Origin of the sequence: Halolamina pelagica, assembly GCF_900115675.1 — an archaeon.
GTDB lineage: Archaea > Halobacteriota > Halobacteria > Halobacteriales > Haloferacaceae > Halolamina > Halolamina pelagica.
On the sequence record NZ_FOXI01000001.1, the window covers coordinates 84073 to 101110 of the forward strand.

The window sequence follows — 17038 nt, forward strand, 5'->3', positions numbered from 1 at the left end:
CAATGGGACGACGAATTCAGGGGCAGCGACGTGGCCGTGGGACGCCGACGTTCCGTGCGCCGTCGCACCGCTACAAAGCTGACCTCGAACACAAGAAAAGCGAGGAGCACGACACGATCACCGGCGAGATCGTCGACATCGAGCACGACCCCGCCCGCAGCGCACCGCTGGCGGACGTCGAGTTCGAGGACGGCGACCGCCGCCTCGTGCTCGCTCCCGAAGGTATCACCGTCGGCGACACCCTGCAGGTGGGTGTCTCCGCCGAGATCAAGCCCGGCAACACGCTGCCGCTCGCGGAGATCCCGGAAGGGGTCCCGATCTGCAACGTCGAGAGCCAGGTCGGCGACGGCGGGAAGTTCGCCCGCGCCTCCGGCGTCTCGGCCCAGCTGATGAGCCACGACCGCGACGTCGCGGTCGTCCAGCTGCCCAGCGGCGAGGTCCGACGCCTCCCGCCGGGCTGTCGCGCCACCATCGGCGTCGTCGCCGGCGGCGGGCGAACGGAGAAGCCGTTCGTCAAAGCCGGCAACAAACACCACAAGATGAAGGCCCGCGGGACCAAATACCCGCGTGTCCGTGGGGTCGCGATGAACGCCGTCGACCACCCGTTCGGTGGCGGCGGCCGCCAGCACCCCGGCCAGCCCAAGTCCGTCTCGCGGGACGCCCCGCCGGGACGGAAGGTTGGCGACATCGCCTCCAAGCGCACCGGCCGCAGCGGTGGCAAGGGAGGAGAGTAACCCATGAGCTCGGAATACCGAACCGGCCGCGAGGGTGAGTTCACCTACCGCGGTCACACGCTCGAGGACCTCGAAGAGATGGATCTCGACGAGGTCGTGGAACTGCTTCCCGCCCGCGTGCGGCGAACCATCGACCGAGGACTCGGCATCGACCACCGGAAGCTGGCCGAGGAGGCCCGCGAGGCGGGCGAGGAGGAGACGGCGAACGATCCGCTCCGGACGCACCTCCGGGACATGCCGATCCTCCCGTCGTTCGTCGGCGTGACCTTCGAGGTGTACAACGGCCACAGCTTCGACCGCGTGAAGGTCGAGCCGGAGATGATCGGCCACTACCTCGGTGAGTTCCACCTCACCCGATCCACCGTCGAGCACGGTCAGGCCGGCATCGGCGCGACCCGGTCCTCGAAGTTCGTGCCACTCAAGTAACCTATGGGAATCAGCTACAGCGTCGACGCCGACCCGGAGACCACGGCGAAAGCCATGCTGCGGGAGCGTCAGATCAGCCTGAAGCACAGCAAGGCCATCTCGAAGGCTATCAAAGGCAAGACGGTCAGCGAAGCCGAGGAGTACCTCGACGCCGTCATCGAGGGCGATCGCTCGGTACCGTTCAAGCAGCACAACAGCGGCGTCGGACACCGCTCCGACATCGACGGCTGGGACGCCGGCCGCTACCCCGAGAAGGCCAGCGAGGACTTCCTGAAGCTGCTGACCAACGCCAAGAACAACGCCGACCACCAGGGCTTCGACGGCGAGGAGATGACCATCTCCCACGTCGCCGCCCACAAGGTCGGCGAACAGGTCGGCCGCCAGCCCCGTGCGATGGGGACCGCCGACCCGTGGAACACCGTGGAAGTGGACGTGGAAATCATCCTCGAGGAGGCCGATAACTGATGGCGGACGAACAGCAGTTCATCGAGAACGGGCTCCAGCGGAGCCAGATCGACGAGTTCTTCGCGGACGAGCTCAGCCGCGCCGGCTACGGCGGCATGGACATCGCGAAGACGCCGATGGGGACCCAGATCGTCCTCAAGGCCGAGAAGCCCGGCATGGTGATCGGCAAGGGTGGGAAGAACATCCGGAAGATCACCACCGAGCTCGAGGACCGCTTCGACATGGAGGACCCGCAGATCGACGTGCAGGAGGTCGACGAACCCGACCTCAACGCACAGATCGTCGCGGACCGACTGGCCAACGCGCTCGAGCGTGGCTGGTACTTCCGCAAGGCGGGCCACACCACCATCGACCGCATGATGGAGGCCGGCGCGCTGGGCGCGGAGATCGTCCTCTCGGGGAAGGTCACCGGCGCCCGCTCGCGCGTCGAGAAGTTCAACCGCGGCTACATCAAGCACAACGGCGAGCCGGCCCAGACTGTCGTCGACGAGGGGCAGGGCGTCGCCGTGATGAAGCTCGGCACCATCGGCGTCACCGTCAAGGTGATCGGCCCGGACGCGACGCTCCCGGACGACTTCGAGATCACGGAGACCGACGATGCCCCCGAGGTCGAACAGATGGAGACCGGTGAGGGCGTCGAGGAGCTGCTCGCGGACGTCGAGGAGGAGGAGGAGGTCCCCGAGGCGCCCGAGGACGAGGAGCCCGAGATCCCCGACGAGGAGCCCGAGGAGGTCATCGGCGAGGAAGTCGTCGAGGAAGTCGTCGACGCCGCCGAGGACGAGGAGCCGGACGAGTCCGCCGAAGCGGAGGACGCGGAGTCGGCCGAGCCCGCCGAGGACGAGGAGCTCGAAGAGGGGGTCGAGGAGGAGGCCGCCGACCTCGTCTCCGAGATGGAGGAGGCCGAAGAGGAGGCCGAACCCGACGAAGACGACGAGGAAACGGAGGAGTAATACATGGCGATTCTCTACACCGAAGAGATCCGAGACATGACGCCCGCCGAGCGGGAGGCCGAGCGCGAGGAGCTCGAGACCGAGCTCCTGAACGCTCGCGCCGTCCAGGCGGCGGGTGGCGCCCCGGAGAACCCGGGCCGCGTCGGTGAGCTCCGTCGCACGATCGCCCGGATCAAGACGATCCAGAACGAGGAAGGCGACGACGCGGCCGACGCGGACGAGGAGTAACGCACGATGGCACTCACACCCGACACCCTCACACGACACGAACTCAACGGCCTGCCCGTCCGGGTGGCCGACGCCGCCAACCCCGACTTGGTCGGGATCAGCGGCCGCGTCGTGATCGAGACGATGAAGACGTTCCACGTCGACGACGGGCGTCGGGTGCGACAGGTTCCCAAGGAGGGGAGCCGGTTCGAGTTCGCTATCAGGAACACGGACGACGCTGCGAGAGCCAGCGTCGCTCCCGCCGCAGATGAAGCCGCGGGCGCCGCCGAGGCGTCCGGGTCCGTATCCCAACTCGGGACGGAAACTGCCGGGGTCCGCCCCGGCAAGTCTGGCCCGTCCGCCGCGCCCCGGAGTCAGGGTCGCGGGGCGAGTCAGCACGACGGGGACGGTTCCCCGCGGGCAGACGAGTGCGAGGATACGGTCTACGTGACGGTGGATGGCACCAGGCTGCTCTCACGACCCGCCGCGCGAACCGAGCGCGGGGGTGATTCGACATGGCAATCGGACTAAACGTAGAACAACCGGAGGAGACCTGCTCCGACGAGAACTGTCCGTTCCACGGAGATCTCTCCGTGCGCGGGCAGGTGCTCGAGGGGGAGGTCGCCTCTACCGACATGGACAAGACCGTCGTCGTGGAGCGGGAGTACGACGTTCGTGTACCGAAGTACGACCGGTACATGAAGCGCCGTTCTCGCGTTCCCGCCCACCAACCGCCGTGTGTCGACACGGAGGAGGGCGACACGGTCCGTATCGCAGAGACTCGACCGCTCTCGAAGACCAAATCGCACGTCGTCGTCGAAGTCGTCGACGGCGGAGGTGAATGATGGAGGCGCTCAAGGCCGACGTCACGCAGGGTCTCGAGAAGGGCTCGAAGATCACGTGCGCCGACAACACCGGCGCCCGCGAGCTCAAGGTCATTAGCACCGCCGGCTACTCGGGGACGAAGAACCGTCACCCGAAAGCCGGTATCGGCGACAAGATCACCGTCTCGGTCACCAAGGGCACGCCCGAAATGCGTCGCCAGGTGCTCGAAGCGGTGGTCGTTCGCCAGCGGAAGCCGATCCGCCGACCGAACGGCGAGCGCCTCAAGTTCGAGGACAACGCCGCCGTCATCATCGACGAGAACGAGGAGCCCCGCGGGACGGAGATCAAGGGGCCCGTCGCTCGCGAGGTCGCGGAGCGGTTCGGCACCATCGCCAGCACGGCGACGATGATCGTCTAAGCATGACACGACAGCCACGCAAACAACGAAACAAGAAGCGAGACGCCCCCCTGCACGAGAAGCAGAAGCAGGTTCGGGCCACGCTGACGGCCGACCTCCGCGAGGAGTACGGCCAGCGGAACGTCCGCGTCAACGCGGGCGACACCGTCGAGGTGCTCCGCGGCGACCACGCCGGCGAGGAGGGTGAAGTCCTGAAGGTCGACCTTCGGGAGGAGATCATCCACGTCGAGGAGGTCACCGTGGAGAAGACGGACGGGGAGGAGGTTCCCCGCCCGCTCGACGCCTCGAACGTCCGCGTGACCGAGCTCGACCTCGAGGACGAGGTCCGGCAGGAGCGTCTCGAGGAGGACAACGAATGACGAACCACCAGAAGCGACTCTCGGTACCGAACTCCTGGCCGGTCGAACGGAAGGAGGAGACGTTCACGGTCAAGGCCGACGCGGGCCCGCACGGCGAGAAGGGGGTTCCCCTCCTGATCGTCCTGCGCGACGTGCTCGGCTACGTGGACTCTCGCAAGGAGGCTCGCTACGCGCTGAACAACGACGCGGTACTCGTCAACGGCGACGCTATCGCCGACGAGGCCCGGCCGATCGGGATGTTCGACATCCTGGCGTTCCCGGCCCGCGACGAGTACTTCCGCGTGTTCCCCGGCGAGGGCGGCCGGCTCGCGCTCACCCCGATCGACGAGGAGAGCGCGGCCTCCCGCCTCGGGAAGATCACCGACAAGCGGCAGGTCAGCGGCGGCGACTTCCAGCTCTCGCTGCACGACGGCTCCACGATTCAGCTCGCGGACGCCGACGAGTACAGCGCGGGCGACTCGCTCGTGATCGACAACGAGGACAAGGAGATCGTGGCCCACTTCGACTACGAGGAGGGCGCGCTCGTCACCGCCGTCGACGGCCAGCACGCCGGCGAGATCGGCGAGGTCGACGAGATCCTCGTCACCCCCGGTTCCGGCCGCAACGCCGTGACCGTCTCGACCGACGACGGCTCCTTCGAGACCGTCGAGGAGTACGTCGTCACCATCGACGAGAACTTCGTGGGTGATGACGATGAGTGAGGCCGAATCGGAGTTCCATTCGATGCGCGAGCCGACCATCGAGAAGGTCGTCGTCCACACGGGCGTCGGCCAGGGTGGCCGCGACCTCGGGGACGCCGAGGAGATCATCGAGGAGATCACGGGCCAGCAGTCGGTCCGAACCAGCGCCAAGCGGACGGTGCAGGCGTTCAACATCCGCGAGGGCGACCCGATCGGCGCGAAGGTCACCCTCCGGAACGAGGACGCCGAGGAGTTCCTCGATACCGCGCTCCCGCTCGCGGACATCAGCGCGTCACAGTTCGACAACGCCGGCAACGTCAGCTTCGGCGTCGACGAACACACCGCGTTCCCGAGCCAGGAGTACGACCCCAACACCGGGATCTACGGGCTCGACGTGACCGTCACGCTGGTCCGTCCGGGTTACCGCGTCGCCAAGCGCGATCAGGTGACGCGGTCGATCCCCGACAAGCACCGCATGACCGCCGAGGACGCGATCGCGTTCCTCGAGACCGAGTTCGACGTGGAGATCGACGAATGAGTGAACTAGACGGCGAACACACCGGTAACGAAGAGACCGGCGAGCACGCCACCCAGGGCAGCACGCAGGAGCGGCAGTGCCGCCGCTGCGAGCGCACCGAGGGGCTGGTGAGCAAGTACGGCGTCTTCGTCTGCCGGCAGTGTTTCCGAGAGATCGCCCGCAGCATGGGCTTCCGGAAGTATCGATAACTATGGCAGGAAACGACCCACTGGTGAGTGCCCTCTCCGGCATCGACAACGCCGAGAGCGTCGGGCACCTCGACCACACGGTAGCACCCGCCTCGAACGTCATCGGCCAGATCCTCGAGGTCTTCTACGACCGCGGGTACATCGGCGGCTTCGAGTTCGTCGACGACGGCCGGGCCGGCAAGTTCGAGGTCGAACTGAGTGGCGCCATCAACGACTGCGGGGCGGTCAAGCCCCGCTACTCGGTCGGCGCTGACGAGTACGAGCAGTGGGAGAAGCGGTTCCTCCCGGCCCGTGACTACGGGTCGCTCATCGTCACGACCAGCCACGGCGTCATGAGCCACTACGAGGCCCGGGAGAAGGGCATCGGTGGCCAAGTCATCGCGTACGTATACTGATGAGCAGAACAGAACTCACGATCCCGGACGACGTCTCCGCGGAGCTCGACCACCTCGACCTCACCGTCGAGGGTCCCAACGGCTCGGTCACCCGACGCCTCTGGTACCCCGACGTGGACGTGAGCGTCGAGGACGGCACCGTGGTCATCGAGGCCCCCGAGGAGGGGGACGCGAAGACCCGCGCGACGGTCGGCACCTTCGAGAGCCACGTTCGGAACATGTTCCACGGCGTAACCGAGGGATGGACCTACGAGATGGAGGTCTTCTACGCCCACTTCCCGATGCAGGTGGAAGTGCAGGGCGAGGAGATCGTCATCGAGAACTTCCTCGGCGAGCGCGCCCCGCGGCGGACGCCGATCCGGGGCGACACGCAGGTCGAAATCGACGGCGAGCAGATCACGCTCTCGGGCTCCGACAAGGAGGCCGTGGGCCAGACCGCCGCCGACATCGAACAGCTCACTCGCGTGAGCGACAAGGACAACCGCGTCTTCCAGGACGGCGTGTACATCACGCAGAAACCCACGGGTGATGCCTGATGGCTGACGACGAACCCCAGGAGATCGAGGACATCAGCGGCGTCGGCCCCTCGAAGGCCGAGACGCTGGCCGAGGCCGGCTACGACTCCGTCGAGGACCTCAAGGCCGCCTCGCAGTCCGAACTCGCGGAGGTCGACGGCGTCGGGAACGCTCTCGCCGCCCGTATCAAGGCCGACGTCGGTGGCCTCGAAGTCGAAGAGGAGACCGAGGCCGAGATCGAGGACGAGGGCGAGGAGGCGGCCGACGAGGAGGAAGCAGTGGAGACGGAGCTCCAGCCTCGCGGCCACGCCGACAAGACGCCCGACCTGGACGACGACACCGCGGCCGCGCTCGCACAGAAGCACCGCGAGGGCAAGCCGCAGTTCAACCGCCAGGACTACCACAAGAAGAAGCGCGTCCCCACCTCGTGGCGACGCCCGACCGGCGGCCTCTCGAAGCAGCGACGCGGCATCAAGGGCAAGGGCGACACGGTCCAGGCGGGCTTCCGCTCGCCGACGGCCGCCCGTGGCCTGCACCCCAGCGGCTTCGAGGAAGTGTACGTCCACAACGTCGACGACCTCGACGGCGTCGACGGCGACACCGAGGCGGTCCGCATCGCCTCGAAGGTCGGCGCCCGCAAGCGCGAGCGCATCGAGGAGGAGTGTGAGGACGCCGGCATTCGCGTCCTCAATCCGACCTACGTCGAAGTGGAGGTAGAGGAATGACGGATCTGAGCGCACAGAAGCGACTCGCAGCCGAAGAACTGGACGTGGGCGAGAACCGCGTCTGGTTCGACCCGGAGGCACAGGACGAACTCGCGGACGCGATCACCCGCGAGGACATCCGCGACCTGATCGCGGACGGAACCATCCGCACGGAGGACGCCAAGTCCAACTCCCGCGGTCGCGCCCGCGAGCGGACGGAGAAGCGCGACTACGGGCACCGCACCGGCGCCGGCTCCCGGAAGGGGAAGGCCGGCGCCCGGCGCGACGAGAAGGACGAGTGGGTCAGCCGGATCCGCGCCCAGCGCGCCCGACTGAAGGAGCTTCGCGACGACGAGGAGGTCCTCGACGCCTCCCAGTACCGCGAGCTCTACAACAAGGCCGGCGGCGGCGAGTTCGACAGCGTCGCCCGCCTCGAGGCCTTCGCGGAGAACAACTACGACGTCGAGATCGGAGGCGACGACTAATGGCAACAGGACCACGATACAAGGTGCCGATGCGTCGTCGCCGTGAGGTCCGAACGGACTACCATCAGCGGTTGCGCCTGCTGAAATCCGGCAAGCCTCGCCTGGTCGCCCGGGTGAGCAACAAGCACGTCAGGGCGCAGCTGGCCAGTCCCGGACCCGACGGCGACGAGATCCACGCCGCAGCGTCCAGCGAGGACCTGTCGGAGTACGGCTGGGAGGCTCCCACGGGGAACCTGCCGAGCGCGTACCTGACGGGCTTCCTCGCCGGCCTGCGAGCGGTCGACGCCGGCCTCGACGAGGCCGTACTCGACATCGGTCTCAACACGGCGACGCCCGGCAACAAGGTGTTCGCAGTACAGGAAGGTGCAATCGACGCAGGGCTCGAAATCCCCCACAGCGAGAGCGTGCTGGCGGACTGGTCGCGTAACCGCGGCGAGCACATCGCCGAGTACGCCGAGCAGGTCGACGGCGACCTCTACAGCGGGGAGTTCGACGCCACGGAGCTACCGGCGCACTTCGACGACGTGCGTGAGGCGCTCCAGGAGGACTACGAATGAGCCATAACGACGGCTGGGAGCCGGTTACCCGGCTCGGCAAGAAAGTGCAGGAAGGAGAGATCTCCTCCATGGAGGAGGCGCTGGAGTCCGGGCTCCCGCTGAAGGAGCACGAGATCGTGGACCAGCTCCTCCCCGGCATGGAGGACGAGGTACTGGACATCAACATGGTCCAGCGCATGACCGACTCCGGCCGGCGGGTGAAGTTCCGCTGTGTCGTCGTCGTGGGCAACCGCGACGGCTACCTCGGCTACGCCGAGGGCCGCGACGACCAGGTCGGCGGCGCGATCCAGAAGGCCATCGAGGTGGCCAAGCTGAACGTGATCAGCGTCGACCGCGGCTCCGGTTCCTGGGAGGACCAGGCCGGCGGCGTGAACTCGCTGACCCGGAAGGCCGAGGGGAAGGCCGGCTCGGTCGAGGTCGAAGTCATCCCGGCCCCGCAGGGGCTCGGGCTGGCCGGCGCCGAGACCGTCCGGAACATCCTCGAACTGGCCGGGATCCAGGACGCCTGGACCCAGTCCAACGGCAACACCCGGACGACGGTCAACCTCGCGAAAGCGACGTTCAACGCGCTCGAGAACGCCTCGCAGGCACGCACGCCCGACCGCGCGGCACGCGTCCAGCGCGAGGCTGAGGACGGGGTGAGCAACTGATGCGGGCGATCGTCCAACTGCGCGGCGAGGTCGACATGACCGCCGGGCAGCGCGACACGCTCGACATGCTCAACCTCGGTCGCGTCAACCACGCGGCACTCGTCCCCGAGACCGACACGTACGACGGGATGGTGGCGAAGGTCAACGACTTCGTCGCCCACGGCGAGCCCTCCGTGGAGACGCTGGCGCTCCTGCTCGAGAAGCGTGCGGACGCGCTCGACGCCGACGCCGACGTCGACGAGGAGTACCTCGCCGAGGAGACCGACTACGACAGCTTCGAGGCGCTCGCCGAGGCGCTGCTCGAGGAGGAGACGACGCTGCGCGAGCAGCACATCTCCCCGACGATCCGTCTGCACCCGCCGCGGGGTGGCCACGACGGCATCAAACACCCCGACAGCACGGGCGGCGAACTCGGTCCCCACGAGGAGATCGACCCGCTCCTGGAGGCGATGCGATAATGACGAGCAAGAAACGACGACAGCGCGGTTCCCGCACGCATGGCGGCGGTAGCCACAAGAACCGGCGCGGCGCCGGCCACCGTGGCGGCCGCGGCAAGGCGGGCAGCCGCAAACACGAGATGCACCACTACGGGCCCTGGGCGAAGCACGGCTTCACCCAGCCCGAGGAGGTACAGGACGACGTCGCCGAGGTGCGCGTCCAGAAGATCGACGAGGACGCGGCGCTGCTGGCCGCGGAGGGCGACGCGGAGAACGACGACGGCGCCTACACCCTCGACGCCCGCGACGTGGCCGAGGACGGCTGGGAGGCCGACGTGGTGAAGGTGCTCGGCAACGGGCAGGTCCGTCAGGAGCTGCACGTCACCGCCGACGCCTTCAGCGACGCCGCGACCGAACTCATCGAGGACGCCGGCGGCTCGACCACCGTCTCCGAGCGCGCCCAGGAGCGCGCCGAGCGGGAGGCCGAGCAGGCCGCTGACGACGAGAGCGAGGACTAACCATGAGCTGGAAGGAGACCGCCGAACCGGTGCTCACGCGGATGCCCACGGTCGCGCGGCCGGAGGGGCACGTGCCCTTCAAGCGGAAGCTGCTGTGGACCGCCGGCATCCTCGTGATGTACTTCTTCCTGACGAACGTCACGCTGTACGGGCTCCAGACGACCACCCAGGGCGGCGACTTCTACGGGCAGTTCCGCTCGATCCTCGCCGGCGCGTCCGGCTCGATCCTGCAGCTCGGGATCGGACCGATCGTGACGGCGTCGATCGTGCTCCAACTGCTCGGCGGCGCCGACCTGCTCGGGCTGGACACCGAGAACGACCCGCGCGATCAGGTGCTCTATCAGGGCCTCCAGAAGCTGCTGGTGGTCGTGATGATCATCCTGACCGGCGCGCCGATGGTGTTCGCGAGCCCGCTGCTGAGCGCCGACCCGCAGGTCGCCCAGCAGCTCGGCATCGGCGGCCGTGGCGTCGAGGGGCTGCTGTTCGCCCAGATCTTCGTCGGCGGGATCCTGATCCTGTTCATGGACGAGATCGTGAGCAAGTGGGGCGTCGGTTCCGGGGTCGGGCTGTTCATCATCGCCGGCGTGAGCCAGCGACTGGTGGGCGGGCTGTTCTCCTGGAGCGGTCTCACCCCGACCGCCTCCGACGGCTTCGTCGCCGTCTGGATCGGGATCATCACCGGGAGCGCCGAGCTCCCGGGGTCGCCGCTGACCGCGGACGGGCTGAGCGCCATCTTCCTCGGCCAGGGGATGATCCTCGCGATGATCACGACGGTGCTGATCTTCGTCGTGGTCGTCTACGCCGAGAGCGTTCGCGTGGAGATCCCGCTCTCGCACGCCCGCGTGAAGGGCGCCCGCGGGAAGTTCCCCGTGAAGCTCATCTACGCCAGCGTCCTGCCGATGATCCTCGTTCGGGCGCTGCAGGCCAACCTGCAGTTCCTCGGACAGATCCTCCACAGCCAGTGGGGCGGTATGCCCGCGTGGCTGGGTGACTACGGCAATCAGGGACAGGTCACCGAGGGGCTCTTCTGGTACCTCAAACCCATCCAGAGCCCCGAGGAGTGGATGTGGTTCGTGGGCGCGACCGTCACCGCCGAGTGGTGGCAGGTCCTGCTCCGGATCGGCGTCGACCTGACGTTCATGATCGTGGGCGGCGCGATCTTCGCGATCTTCTGGGTGGAGACCACCGGGATGGGCCCGGAGGCCACCGCCCAGCAGATCCAGAACTCCGGGATGCAGATCCCCGGCTTCCGGCGGAACCCGCAGGTGATCGAGAAGGTGATGGAGCGGTACATCCCGCAGGTCACCGTCATCGGCGGCGCCCTCGTCGGGCTGCTGGCGGTGATGGCGAACATGCTCGGCACAATCGGGCAGGTCTCCGGAACGGGGCTGCTGCTGACGGTCTCCATTACGTACAAGCTGTACGAGGAGATCGCCGAGGAGCAGCTGATGGAGATGCACCCGATGATGCGCCAGATGTTCGGTTCGGAGTAACGCGCCACCGCGGACGGCGCACTCCTTCTTCCCGCCTCGTCGCAGTCCGTGGGGTAGATTCAACACCACCTATCGCTACGTTCCGGTATGCGCGTGTTCTCGTCGCCGGCCGACCGCCGGCGGGCGCTGCTCGCCCTGCTCGCGGTCCTCGTCGGGTTCGCCGGGCTCTACGTCGCGGTTCGCCAGTATCTCCCCTTCCTCACGGACGCTCGCGCGCTCCGTGCGTGGGTCGCGGAGTTCGGCTATCTGGCACCGCTCGCGTTCGTGATCGTACAGGCGCTCCAGGTCGTGATCGCGCCGATCCCCGGGCAGGCCATCGCGCTCATGGGCGGCTACCTCTTCGGCCCCGTCGCCGGGACGGTGTACAGCCTCCTCGGCGTCCTGATCGGGAGCGCGGTCGCGTTCCTGCTCGCGAAGCGGTTCGGCCGCCCGTTCGTCGAGCGCGTGCTCCGCGCGGAGGTCGTCGCCAGCTTCGACGGGTTCGTCGAGCGCGTCGGCGTCCCGGGGCTGTTCCTGTTCGTCGTGGTCCCGGGGCTCCCCGACGACGTGATCTGTTTCCTGAGCGGGCTGACGACGTGGCGGCTCCGGACGTTCCTCCCCGTGATGGCACTCGGCCGGCTGCCGTCGTACGCGCTCACCGTCTACGCGGGCGACGAGCTCGCCAGCGGCCGGTTCGGGTTGGCGGTGTCGCTGCTGGCGCTCGTCGCCGTCCTCTCGGTGGCCGGCTACTACAACCAGGACCGCATCCGCGCGTTCGTCGAATCCATCGGCGATTGATCGCCGTCGGTACCGAGCCACGCGTGACGACTCCGAACCCCTCCCACGAGCAGGTTGCGAACGGATGGCGTACGGTCCTTGGTACACCGACTCAGAGTAAGGTTATAACCCTCCGGTTGATACACCCGGTGTCCATGAAGAAGCAGGAGCTCATCCACCTGCACGGTCTTCTCGCCGAACTTCAGAGCCAGTTCGACGCAGCGGGCGAGACCGTCTCCGAGGAGTACCGAGAGCTTGGTGTGCAGCCGACCTCGATCCACCGCTCGAAAACTGACCACAAGGCGGCCGTGTTCGCGCTGATCCACGGCGTCACCGACGAACTCGAAGCCGACGACGAGGCGGAGACCGAGACGGTCGCCGCCACCGCGGACTGAGTCCCCGACCGCACCGCTTACTCCCGACAGCCGACCCGGCAGTTCCAACGCCGTTGATTCCGCGACGGCGTCGCGTTCGATTCACCGTAATCGGTACTGAAGCGTTTATCTGTCTACCGCGGCTACAACTAGGTGAGGCGCGCTTCATACCGCGCCGGGGAGGTAACCATGAGTGTACGACAGACGCCGTCGGGTGAGCTGCTGGGATCGTACCCCGACTTCGGGTTGAGCTGTCGGTACGACGACGACGACGACCCGTCGGAGGTCACGCTCTTCCCGGGGGAGGAGATGTCGACCACCGAGTGGGTCACCGCCGACCTCGACAGCGCGGTCTCGCTCGACGAGATCCGATAGCCCCCGGTTTTTCCCGTTCTCGACGCCCCTTCAGCGCCGCATCGTCTCACGACTTCGCTTGTCCCCCGCTCTGGATCCGCCGCAGAGGATAGGGTTAAACCGGAAGCGAGGGAACTCCCTCCACATGACTGACGACTCGTCAGCCCCGCTTCTGTCCCACGTGTTCGTTCCCGTCGCGACTGAAAAGGACGCCCGCGAGACCGCGGTCGCGCTGGCGCCGTACGATCCCGAGCGCGTCACCGTGGTCCACGTCGTCGAGAAGGGCGGCGGCGTCCCGGACAAGACGCCCGTCGAGCAGTCCGAGTCGATCGCCGCGACGGCGTTCGAGGCGTTCCGCGAGCGCTTCCCCGACGCTGAGACCGAGACCGTCTACCGCCGGAACGTGGTTCAGGGGATCGTCGACGCAGCCGCCGAAACGGGCGCCAGCGCCATCGCGTTCCAGCCCCGGGAGGGCGGCCGGCTCAAGCAGTTCCTCTCCGGCGATCGAACGCTCCGACTGGTGACCGACGCCGACCGGCCGGTGATCACGCTGCCGGGTCGAACCGAATGAGCGGCGACGAGGAACTCGCCAAGGACCTCGGCCCGCTGGCCGCGCTGACCATCGGGGTCGGGACCATGATCGGGGCGGGCATCTTCGTCCTTCCCGGGGAGGCGATCTCCCGGGCGGGCTCGTTCGCCATCGTCTCGTTCGTCCTGGGCGGCGGGATCGCCCTGTTCACCGCACTGTCGGCCAGCGAACTCGGGACGGCGATGCCCCGCTCCGGCGGCGCGTACTTCTACGTCAACGAGGCGCTGGGGCCGCTGTTCGGCTCGATCGCCGGCTGGGCGAACTGGCTGGGACTGGCCTTCGCCAGCGCGTTCTACATGGTCGGCTTCGGCGAGTACGTCGTCGGGATCGCCGGCCTCCCGGACGGGTTCATGATCGCCGGGTTCACCGTCCCGTGGATCAAGTTCATCGGGCTGCTCGCGGCGACGCTGTTCGTCCTCGTCAACTACATCGGCGCCAAGGAGACCGGTCGGCTCCAGAACGTCATCGTCGTGATTTTGGTGTTGATCCTGACCGTCTTTACGGTCTACGGCGCGACCCGCGCGGCCCCGGCGAACGTCCCGGGCTCGAAGGGGCTGACGCCGATGCTGGAGACGACCGGCCTCATCTTCGTCTCCTACCTCGGGTTCGTTCAGATCACCAGCGTCGCCGAGGAGATCAAGGAACCCGGGAAGAACCTCCCGCGGGCGATCATCGGCTCGGTCGTCATCGTGGCGATCATCTACGCGCTCGTCCTGGTCGTGATGAGCGCGGCGGTCGAACCCGGGTTCATCCAGGCCCAGTCCGAGGCTGACAACATCGCGGTCGTCGAGGTCGCACGGCTGCTGATGGGCCCGATCGGGGCAGGTGCGATGCTGTTCGGCGGGCTGCTCGCGACGGCGTCGTCGGCGAACGCGTCCATCATGGCGTCCTCGCGCATCAACTTCGCGATGGGTCGGGACCGGATCGTGACGCCGGACCTGAACGAAATCCACCCGCGCTTCGGCACGCCGTACCGCTCCATCGCACTGACTGGCTCGTTCATCCTCCTGTTCATCGTCGCCGCGCCGATCAACACGTTGGCGTCTATCGGTAGCTTCCTCCACCTGGTGATCTACGGCCTACTGAACATCGCGCTGGTCGTGATGCGCGAGGCCGACGCCATCGACTACGAGCCGTCCTTCACGGTACCGCTTTACCCGTTCACCCCCATCGTGGGCGGCCTGCTCTCCTTTGCGCTCATCTACTACATCGAGCCTCTCCCCCGACTCGTCGGAGGCTTCATCGTGCTATTTGCCGCGGTCTGGTACCTCGGCTACGCCCGAACCAGGACCGAGAAGCAAGGATTGTTGAGCGAGTACGTCCTCTCTCGAGAGGAGGAGATGCCCGACGCTGCCGTCGACGCCGCCGAGAGCGTCCAGCCCACGGGTGACAACCAGTACCGCGTGATGGTGCCGCTGGCCAACCCGGCCCACGAGAAGGAGCTCATCACGCTGGCGAGCGCTATCGCCAAACAGCGCGACGGCGTCGTCGACGCGATCCACGTCATCACCGTGCCCGACCAGACCTCGCTGAGCTACGCCGCCGACCACATCGAGCGGGTGGAGGAAGACCACCGCTCCGTGCTCGAAAAGGCCGAGCGCGACGCCGAGACGTTCGGTGTCGAGGTGGACACCCACACGATCATCTCCCACCGTGGGATCGAGGAGGTGTTCGACGCGGCGAAGGACCACGACGCCGATCTTACAGTGATGGGTTGGGGCCCGAGTAGCGGAAGCCGCGTCGAGGGCGCGGTCGACGAACTCACGAGCGACCTGCCCTGTGACTTCCTCGTGCTGAAGGACCGCGGGTTCGACCCCGAGCGCGTGCTGATCCCGACCGCGGGCGGCCCGGACTCGGTGCTCTCCGTCGAGATCGGCAAGCTGCTCCAGCAGGAGTTCGGCTCCGAACTCACGCTCCTCCACGTCGCCGACGGCGAGCAGGAAGGCCGCGAGTTCCTCGAAACCTGGGCCGACGAGCAGGGTGTCGATGCCGAGTTGCGCGTCGAGACCGGCGACGCCGAGGCCGCGATCGAGACCGCGGCCACGGACGCCACGCTGGTGATCCTGGGCGCGAGCGAACGTGGGGTGCTCTCGCGCGTGCTCACTGGGTCGCTGGTCCCCGACGTGGTGGCCAACGTGGACTGCTCGGTGCTGATGTCCGAACGCAAGCGCGACCGCGGGGTACTCGAACGCGTCCGCGGGCTCCTGGGGCGGTAGCTCAGGTCGCCGACTCGACTTCCGTCTCGATCACGTCGACGTTCTCGTCGATCACGACCCGGAGGAGGTCGTCGTCGATCCGGCAGGTCACCTCCACGCGCCAGGGATCACGCGAGCACACGCGGTCGTCGGCGTACTGGTAGATCGACCACGGGTGGCGATCGAAGATCGCGATGCCGTGGTCGTGGAAGAAGCTGACCACCGCGGGCTCGATGTTCAACGCGAACGGGACGCCGCAGTGCATCGACCAGCTACACCGCCCACAGACGAACCGGGCGACCGAGGAGTAGATCCGCTCGTTGAACTCCTCGAGTTCGCCGCCCTCCTCGGTGAGCCGGCCCGACACCTCGCCCGCACAGTAGGGGCAGACCCCCTGCCGCATCGCCGTCTGGTCGCGGAGGATGAACGCGCCGCCGGCGGCGAGGAGTGATTCGGGGCGGTCACGGTCGAAACTGGCCGGCGGGATGGGGTACCTGATGACGAGGTTGTCACACTCGCTACAGCCCAGGTGGAAGTGGCTGTCCTCGTACCACGCCGCCGCGTCGGCGCCGCAGTACGGACACGTCTCCCCCTCGACGGGCACGGGGTCGATGCCGCCGTCGTCGGTGTAGGCGCCGGAGACGATGGCCCGGTAGATGTTGTTCCCGGGCGGTTTCAGCTCGTACCCGTCCTCCTCCTTGTCGACGAGCCGACCCACGAGCCGCGTGAGGTGGTAGTTGAACCGGCCGTTGTCCTCGACCCCGACGCGCTGCTGGAGCTCGGTGAACGCCAGCGGGCTCTCATCGGCGGCCATCGCCTCGCCGAGCGTCCGGAGGATGTCCAGCCGGACCTCGTTCGACAGTAGGTCGAACGCCTCGATCGACCCATCGCCGCTCATGTCCGAGAAACACCACACCGCAACGGTTTATAGCTTCTGTCGGGTGTGGAGTTTCGTCGGGTGAACTGTTAGCACGGACATGCGATCACCCCGCTCCGTGGTGGCGATTATCTCGCTCGGTCGAGTGAAACACAGTTCACCGAGAGCTTTTGATAGATGGGCGTATAGATCGAAGCACGTGCGAGAGGGCGATGAACTGCCTCTGACATAACTCACCCTCCGCACGACGTAGGCCCCTCGCCCCCTTCCGGTGAGGGGCCGACATCCACGGGAACGCTTTACTCCTCGCCAGTGCAACTCCCGCCATGAACCGAACCCGTCCCGACCG

27 protein-coding genes are annotated in these 17038 nt (G+C 67.4%); 26 read left to right on the plus strand and 1 reads right to left on the minus strand.

The features are described from left to right. The first annotated feature begins 2 nt into the window (after positions 1-2). The 26 genes from BMZ83_RS00455 to BMZ83_RS00580 all read left to right on the plus strand — a co-directional run bounded on the left by BMZ83_RS00455 (position 3) and on the right by BMZ83_RS00580 (position 15833). The gene (locus BMZ83_RS00455; protein ID WP_074874503.1) at positions 3-734 is read left to right on the plus strand and encodes a 50S ribosomal protein L2; all 732 of its coding nucleotides are present in this window, start codon (positions 3-5) and stop codon (positions 732-734) included. Between the two features lie 3 nt (positions 735-737). Beyond that, entirely contained in the window at positions 738-1160 is a 423-nt protein-coding gene (locus BMZ83_RS00460; RefSeq protein ID WP_074874505.1) for a 30S ribosomal protein S19, read from the plus strand. Positions 1161-1163: 3 nt separating this feature from the next. Then, positions 1164-1625, plus strand: coding sequence for a 50S ribosomal protein L22 (locus BMZ83_RS00465; protein ID WP_074874507.1), 462 nt, complete (start codon positions 1164-1166; stop codon positions 1623-1625). Further along, complete coding sequence (locus BMZ83_RS00470; RefSeq protein WP_074874509.1) at positions 1625-2575, plus strand: 30S ribosomal protein S3; 951 nt, start codon at positions 1625-1627, stop codon at positions 2573-2575. The genes BMZ83_RS00465 and BMZ83_RS00470 overlap by 1 nt, the downstream gene beginning before the upstream one ends. A 3-nt stretch (positions 2576-2578) precedes the next feature. Next, positions 2579-2803, plus strand: a complete 225-nt coding sequence (rpmC, locus tag BMZ83_RS00475) for a 50S ribosomal protein L29 (RefSeq protein ID WP_049980740.1) — start codon at positions 2579-2581, stop codon at positions 2801-2803. A 6-nt stretch (positions 2804-2809) separates the two neighbouring features. Next, complete coding sequence (locus BMZ83_RS00480; protein ID WP_074874510.1) at positions 2810-3313, plus strand: ribonuclease P protein component 1; 504 nt, start codon at positions 2810-2812, stop codon at positions 3311-3313. Continuing rightward, positions 3298-3627 (plus strand): 30S ribosomal protein S17, encoded by a 330-nt coding sequence (locus BMZ83_RS00485; protein ID WP_074874512.1) that lies wholly within the window; start codon positions 3298-3300, stop codon positions 3625-3627. Before BMZ83_RS00480 ends, BMZ83_RS00485 begins: the two co-directional genes overlap by 16 nt. Further along, positions 3627-4025, plus strand: coding sequence for a 50S ribosomal protein L14 (locus tag BMZ83_RS00490; protein WP_074874515.1), 399 nt, complete (start codon positions 3627-3629; stop codon positions 4023-4025). The genes BMZ83_RS00485 and BMZ83_RS00490 overlap by 1 nt, the downstream gene beginning before the upstream one ends. 2 nt (positions 4026-4027) lie before the next feature. After that, positions 4028-4384, plus strand: coding sequence for a 50S ribosomal protein L24 (gene rplX, locus BMZ83_RS00495; RefSeq protein WP_074874517.1), 357 nt, complete (start codon positions 4028-4030; stop codon positions 4382-4384). Then, a complete protein-coding gene (locus tag BMZ83_RS00500; protein WP_074874519.1) occupies positions 4381-5085 on the plus strand; it encodes a 30S ribosomal protein S4e in 705 nt (234 codons plus the stop codon). Before rplX ends, BMZ83_RS00500 begins: the two co-directional genes overlap by 4 nt. After that, positions 5078-5602: a 50S ribosomal protein L5 gene (locus BMZ83_RS00505; RefSeq protein WP_074875325.1), complete on the plus strand. Its 525-nt coding sequence runs from the start codon at positions 5078-5080 to the stop codon at positions 5600-5602. The genes BMZ83_RS00500 and BMZ83_RS00505 overlap by 8 nt, the downstream gene beginning before the upstream one ends. Then, complete coding sequence (locus BMZ83_RS00510) at positions 5599-5790, plus strand: 30S ribosomal protein S14 (RefSeq protein WP_049980745.1); 192 nt, start codon at positions 5599-5601, stop codon at positions 5788-5790. Before BMZ83_RS00505 ends, BMZ83_RS00510 begins: the two co-directional genes overlap by 4 nt. A gap of 2 nt (positions 5791-5792) precedes the next feature. Continuing rightward, a complete protein-coding gene (locus BMZ83_RS00515) occupies positions 5793-6185 on the plus strand; it encodes a 30S ribosomal protein S8 (protein WP_074874522.1) in 393 nt (130 codons plus the stop codon). After that, positions 6185-6721: a 50S ribosomal protein L6 gene (locus tag BMZ83_RS00520; protein ID WP_074874524.1), complete on the plus strand. Its 537-nt coding sequence runs from the start codon at positions 6185-6187 to the stop codon at positions 6719-6721. The genes BMZ83_RS00515 and BMZ83_RS00520 overlap by 1 nt, the downstream gene beginning before the upstream one ends. After that, positions 6721-7425 carry a 50S ribosomal protein L32e gene (locus BMZ83_RS00525; RefSeq protein WP_074874526.1) on the plus strand — a complete coding sequence of 235 codons (705 nt, stop codon included), beginning with the start codon at positions 6721-6723 and terminating at the stop codon, positions 7423-7425. Before BMZ83_RS00520 ends, BMZ83_RS00525 begins: the two co-directional genes overlap by 1 nt. Then, a complete protein-coding gene (locus BMZ83_RS00530) occupies positions 7422-7889 on the plus strand; it encodes a 50S ribosomal protein L19e (protein WP_074874528.1) in 468 nt (155 codons plus the stop codon). Before BMZ83_RS00525 ends, BMZ83_RS00530 begins: the two co-directional genes overlap by 4 nt. Further along, positions 7889-8446, plus strand: coding sequence for a 50S ribosomal protein L18 (locus BMZ83_RS00535; protein ID WP_074874530.1), 558 nt, complete (start codon positions 7889-7891; stop codon positions 8444-8446). Before BMZ83_RS00530 ends, BMZ83_RS00535 begins: the two co-directional genes overlap by 1 nt. After that, positions 8443-9096: a 30S ribosomal protein S5 gene (locus BMZ83_RS00540; protein WP_074874532.1), complete on the plus strand. Its 654-nt coding sequence runs from the start codon at positions 8443-8445 to the stop codon at positions 9094-9096. The genes BMZ83_RS00535 and BMZ83_RS00540 overlap by 4 nt, the downstream gene beginning before the upstream one ends. Further along, entirely contained in the window at positions 9096-9554 is a 459-nt protein-coding gene (locus tag BMZ83_RS00545; RefSeq protein ID WP_074874534.1) for a 50S ribosomal protein L30, read from the plus strand. The genes BMZ83_RS00540 and BMZ83_RS00545 overlap by 1 nt, the downstream gene beginning before the upstream one ends. Next, on the plus strand, positions 9554-10051 hold the full coding sequence (locus tag BMZ83_RS00550) for an uL15m family ribosomal protein (RefSeq protein ID WP_074874535.1): 498 nt from the start codon (positions 9554-9556) through the stop codon (positions 10049-10051). Before BMZ83_RS00545 ends, BMZ83_RS00550 begins: the two co-directional genes overlap by 1 nt. A 2-nt stretch (positions 10052-10053) precedes the next feature. Continuing rightward, complete coding sequence (gene secY, locus BMZ83_RS00555; protein WP_074874538.1) at positions 10054-11544, plus strand: preprotein translocase subunit SecY; 1491 nt, start codon at positions 10054-10056, stop codon at positions 11542-11544. An 87-nt stretch (positions 11545-11631) separates the two neighbouring features. After that, positions 11632-12321 (plus strand): TVP38/TMEM64 family protein, encoded by a 690-nt coding sequence (locus BMZ83_RS00560; protein ID WP_074874540.1) that lies wholly within the window; start codon positions 11632-11634, stop codon positions 12319-12321. A gap of 134 nt (positions 12322-12455) precedes the next feature. After that, positions 12456-12695 carry a UPF0058 family protein gene (locus tag BMZ83_RS00565; RefSeq protein ID WP_074874542.1) on the plus strand — a complete coding sequence of 80 codons (240 nt, stop codon included), beginning with the start codon at positions 12456-12458 and terminating at the stop codon, positions 12693-12695. Between the two features lie 168 nt (positions 12696-12863). Beyond that, positions 12864-13049 carry a DUF7511 domain-containing protein gene (locus BMZ83_RS00570; RefSeq protein WP_074874544.1) on the plus strand — a complete coding sequence of 62 codons (186 nt, stop codon included), beginning with the start codon at positions 12864-12866 and terminating at the stop codon, positions 13047-13049. Between the two features lie 124 nt (positions 13050-13173). Continuing rightward, positions 13174-13599 (plus strand): universal stress protein, encoded by a 426-nt coding sequence (locus BMZ83_RS00575; RefSeq protein WP_074874546.1) that lies wholly within the window; start codon positions 13174-13176, stop codon positions 13597-13599. Continuing rightward, the gene (locus BMZ83_RS00580) at positions 13596-15833 is read left to right on the plus strand and encodes an amino acid permease (RefSeq protein ID WP_074874548.1); all 2238 of its coding nucleotides are present in this window, start codon (positions 13596-13598) and stop codon (positions 15831-15833) included. The genes BMZ83_RS00575 and BMZ83_RS00580 overlap by 4 nt, the downstream gene beginning before the upstream one ends. Before the next feature lies 1 nt (position 15834). Here the strand turns inward: BMZ83_RS00580 and BMZ83_RS00585 are convergent, their stop codons facing one another. Next, on the minus strand, positions 15835-16710 hold the full coding sequence (locus tag BMZ83_RS00585; RefSeq protein WP_074874550.1) for a winged helix-turn-helix domain-containing protein: 876 nt from the start codon (positions 16708-16710) through the stop codon (positions 15835-15837). Between the last annotated feature and the right edge of the window lie 328 nt (positions 16711-17038).

Excerpts from the sequence above, each read along its gene's own strand:
- BMZ83_RS00455 (WP_074874503.1), top strand. The coding sequence starts at position 3 with ATGGGACGACGAATTCAGGGGCAGCGACGTGGCCGTGGGACGCCGACG.
- BMZ83_RS00460 (WP_074874505.1), top strand. The coding sequence starts at position 738 with ATGAGCTCGGAATACCGAACCGGCCGCGAGGGTGAGTTCACCTACCGC.
- BMZ83_RS00465 (WP_074874507.1), top strand. The coding sequence starts at position 1,164 with ATGGGAATCAGCTACAGCGTCGACGCCGACCCGGAGACCACGGCGAAA.
- BMZ83_RS00470 (WP_074874509.1), top strand. The coding sequence starts at position 1,625 with ATGGCGGACGAACAGCAGTTCATCGAGAACGGGCTCCAGCGGAGCCAG.
- rpmC (WP_049980740.1), top strand. The coding sequence starts at position 2,579 with ATGGCGATTCTCTACACCGAAGAGATCCGAGACATGACGCCCGCCGAG.
- BMZ83_RS00480 (WP_074874510.1), top strand. The coding sequence starts at position 2,810 with ATGGCACTCACACCCGACACCCTCACACGACACGAACTCAACGGCCTG.
- BMZ83_RS00485 (WP_074874512.1), top strand. The coding sequence starts at position 3,298 with ATGGCAATCGGACTAAACGTAGAACAACCGGAGGAGACCTGCTCCGAC.
- BMZ83_RS00490 (WP_074874515.1), top strand. The coding sequence starts at position 3,627 with ATGGAGGCGCTCAAGGCCGACGTCACGCAGGGTCTCGAGAAGGGCTCG.
- rplX (WP_074874517.1), top strand. The coding sequence starts at position 4,028 with ATGACACGACAGCCACGCAAACAACGAAACAAGAAGCGAGACGCCCCC.
- BMZ83_RS00500 (WP_074874519.1), top strand. The coding sequence starts at position 4,381 with ATGACGAACCACCAGAAGCGACTCTCGGTACCGAACTCCTGGCCGGTC.
- BMZ83_RS00505 (WP_074875325.1), top strand. The coding sequence starts at position 5,078 with ATGAGTGAGGCCGAATCGGAGTTCCATTCGATGCGCGAGCCGACCATC.
- BMZ83_RS00510 (WP_049980745.1), top strand. The coding sequence starts at position 5,599 with ATGAGTGAACTAGACGGCGAACACACCGGTAACGAAGAGACCGGCGAG.
- BMZ83_RS00515 (WP_074874522.1), top strand. The coding sequence starts at position 5,793 with ATGGCAGGAAACGACCCACTGGTGAGTGCCCTCTCCGGCATCGACAAC.
- BMZ83_RS00520 (WP_074874524.1), top strand. The coding sequence starts at position 6,185 with ATGAGCAGAACAGAACTCACGATCCCGGACGACGTCTCCGCGGAGCTC.
- BMZ83_RS00525 (WP_074874526.1), top strand. The coding sequence starts at position 6,721 with ATGGCTGACGACGAACCCCAGGAGATCGAGGACATCAGCGGCGTCGGC.
- BMZ83_RS00530 (WP_074874528.1), top strand. The coding sequence starts at position 7,422 with ATGACGGATCTGAGCGCACAGAAGCGACTCGCAGCCGAAGAACTGGAC.
- BMZ83_RS00535 (WP_074874530.1), top strand. The coding sequence starts at position 7,889 with ATGGCAACAGGACCACGATACAAGGTGCCGATGCGTCGTCGCCGTGAG.
- BMZ83_RS00540 (WP_074874532.1), top strand. The coding sequence starts at position 8,443 with ATGAGCCATAACGACGGCTGGGAGCCGGTTACCCGGCTCGGCAAGAAA.
- BMZ83_RS00545 (WP_074874534.1), top strand. The coding sequence starts at position 9,096 with ATGCGGGCGATCGTCCAACTGCGCGGCGAGGTCGACATGACCGCCGGG.
- BMZ83_RS00550 (WP_074874535.1), top strand. The coding sequence starts at position 9,554 with ATGACGAGCAAGAAACGACGACAGCGCGGTTCCCGCACGCATGGCGGC.
- secY (WP_074874538.1), top strand. The coding sequence starts at position 10,054 with ATGAGCTGGAAGGAGACCGCCGAACCGGTGCTCACGCGGATGCCCACG.
- BMZ83_RS00560 (WP_074874540.1), top strand. The coding sequence starts at position 11,632 with ATGCGCGTGTTCTCGTCGCCGGCCGACCGCCGGCGGGCGCTGCTCGCC.
- BMZ83_RS00565 (WP_074874542.1), top strand. The coding sequence starts at position 12,456 with ATGAAGAAGCAGGAGCTCATCCACCTGCACGGTCTTCTCGCCGAACTT.
- BMZ83_RS00570 (WP_074874544.1), top strand. The coding sequence starts at position 12,864 with ATGAGTGTACGACAGACGCCGTCGGGTGAGCTGCTGGGATCGTACCCC.
- BMZ83_RS00575 (WP_074874546.1), top strand. The coding sequence starts at position 13,174 with ATGACTGACGACTCGTCAGCCCCGCTTCTGTCCCACGTGTTCGTTCCC.
- BMZ83_RS00580 (WP_074874548.1), top strand. The coding sequence starts at position 13,596 with ATGAGCGGCGACGAGGAACTCGCCAAGGACCTCGGCCCGCTGGCCGCG.
- BMZ83_RS00585 (WP_074874550.1), bottom strand. The coding sequence starts at position 16,710 with ATGAGCGGCGATGGGTCGATCGAGGCGTTCGACCTACTGTCGAACGAG.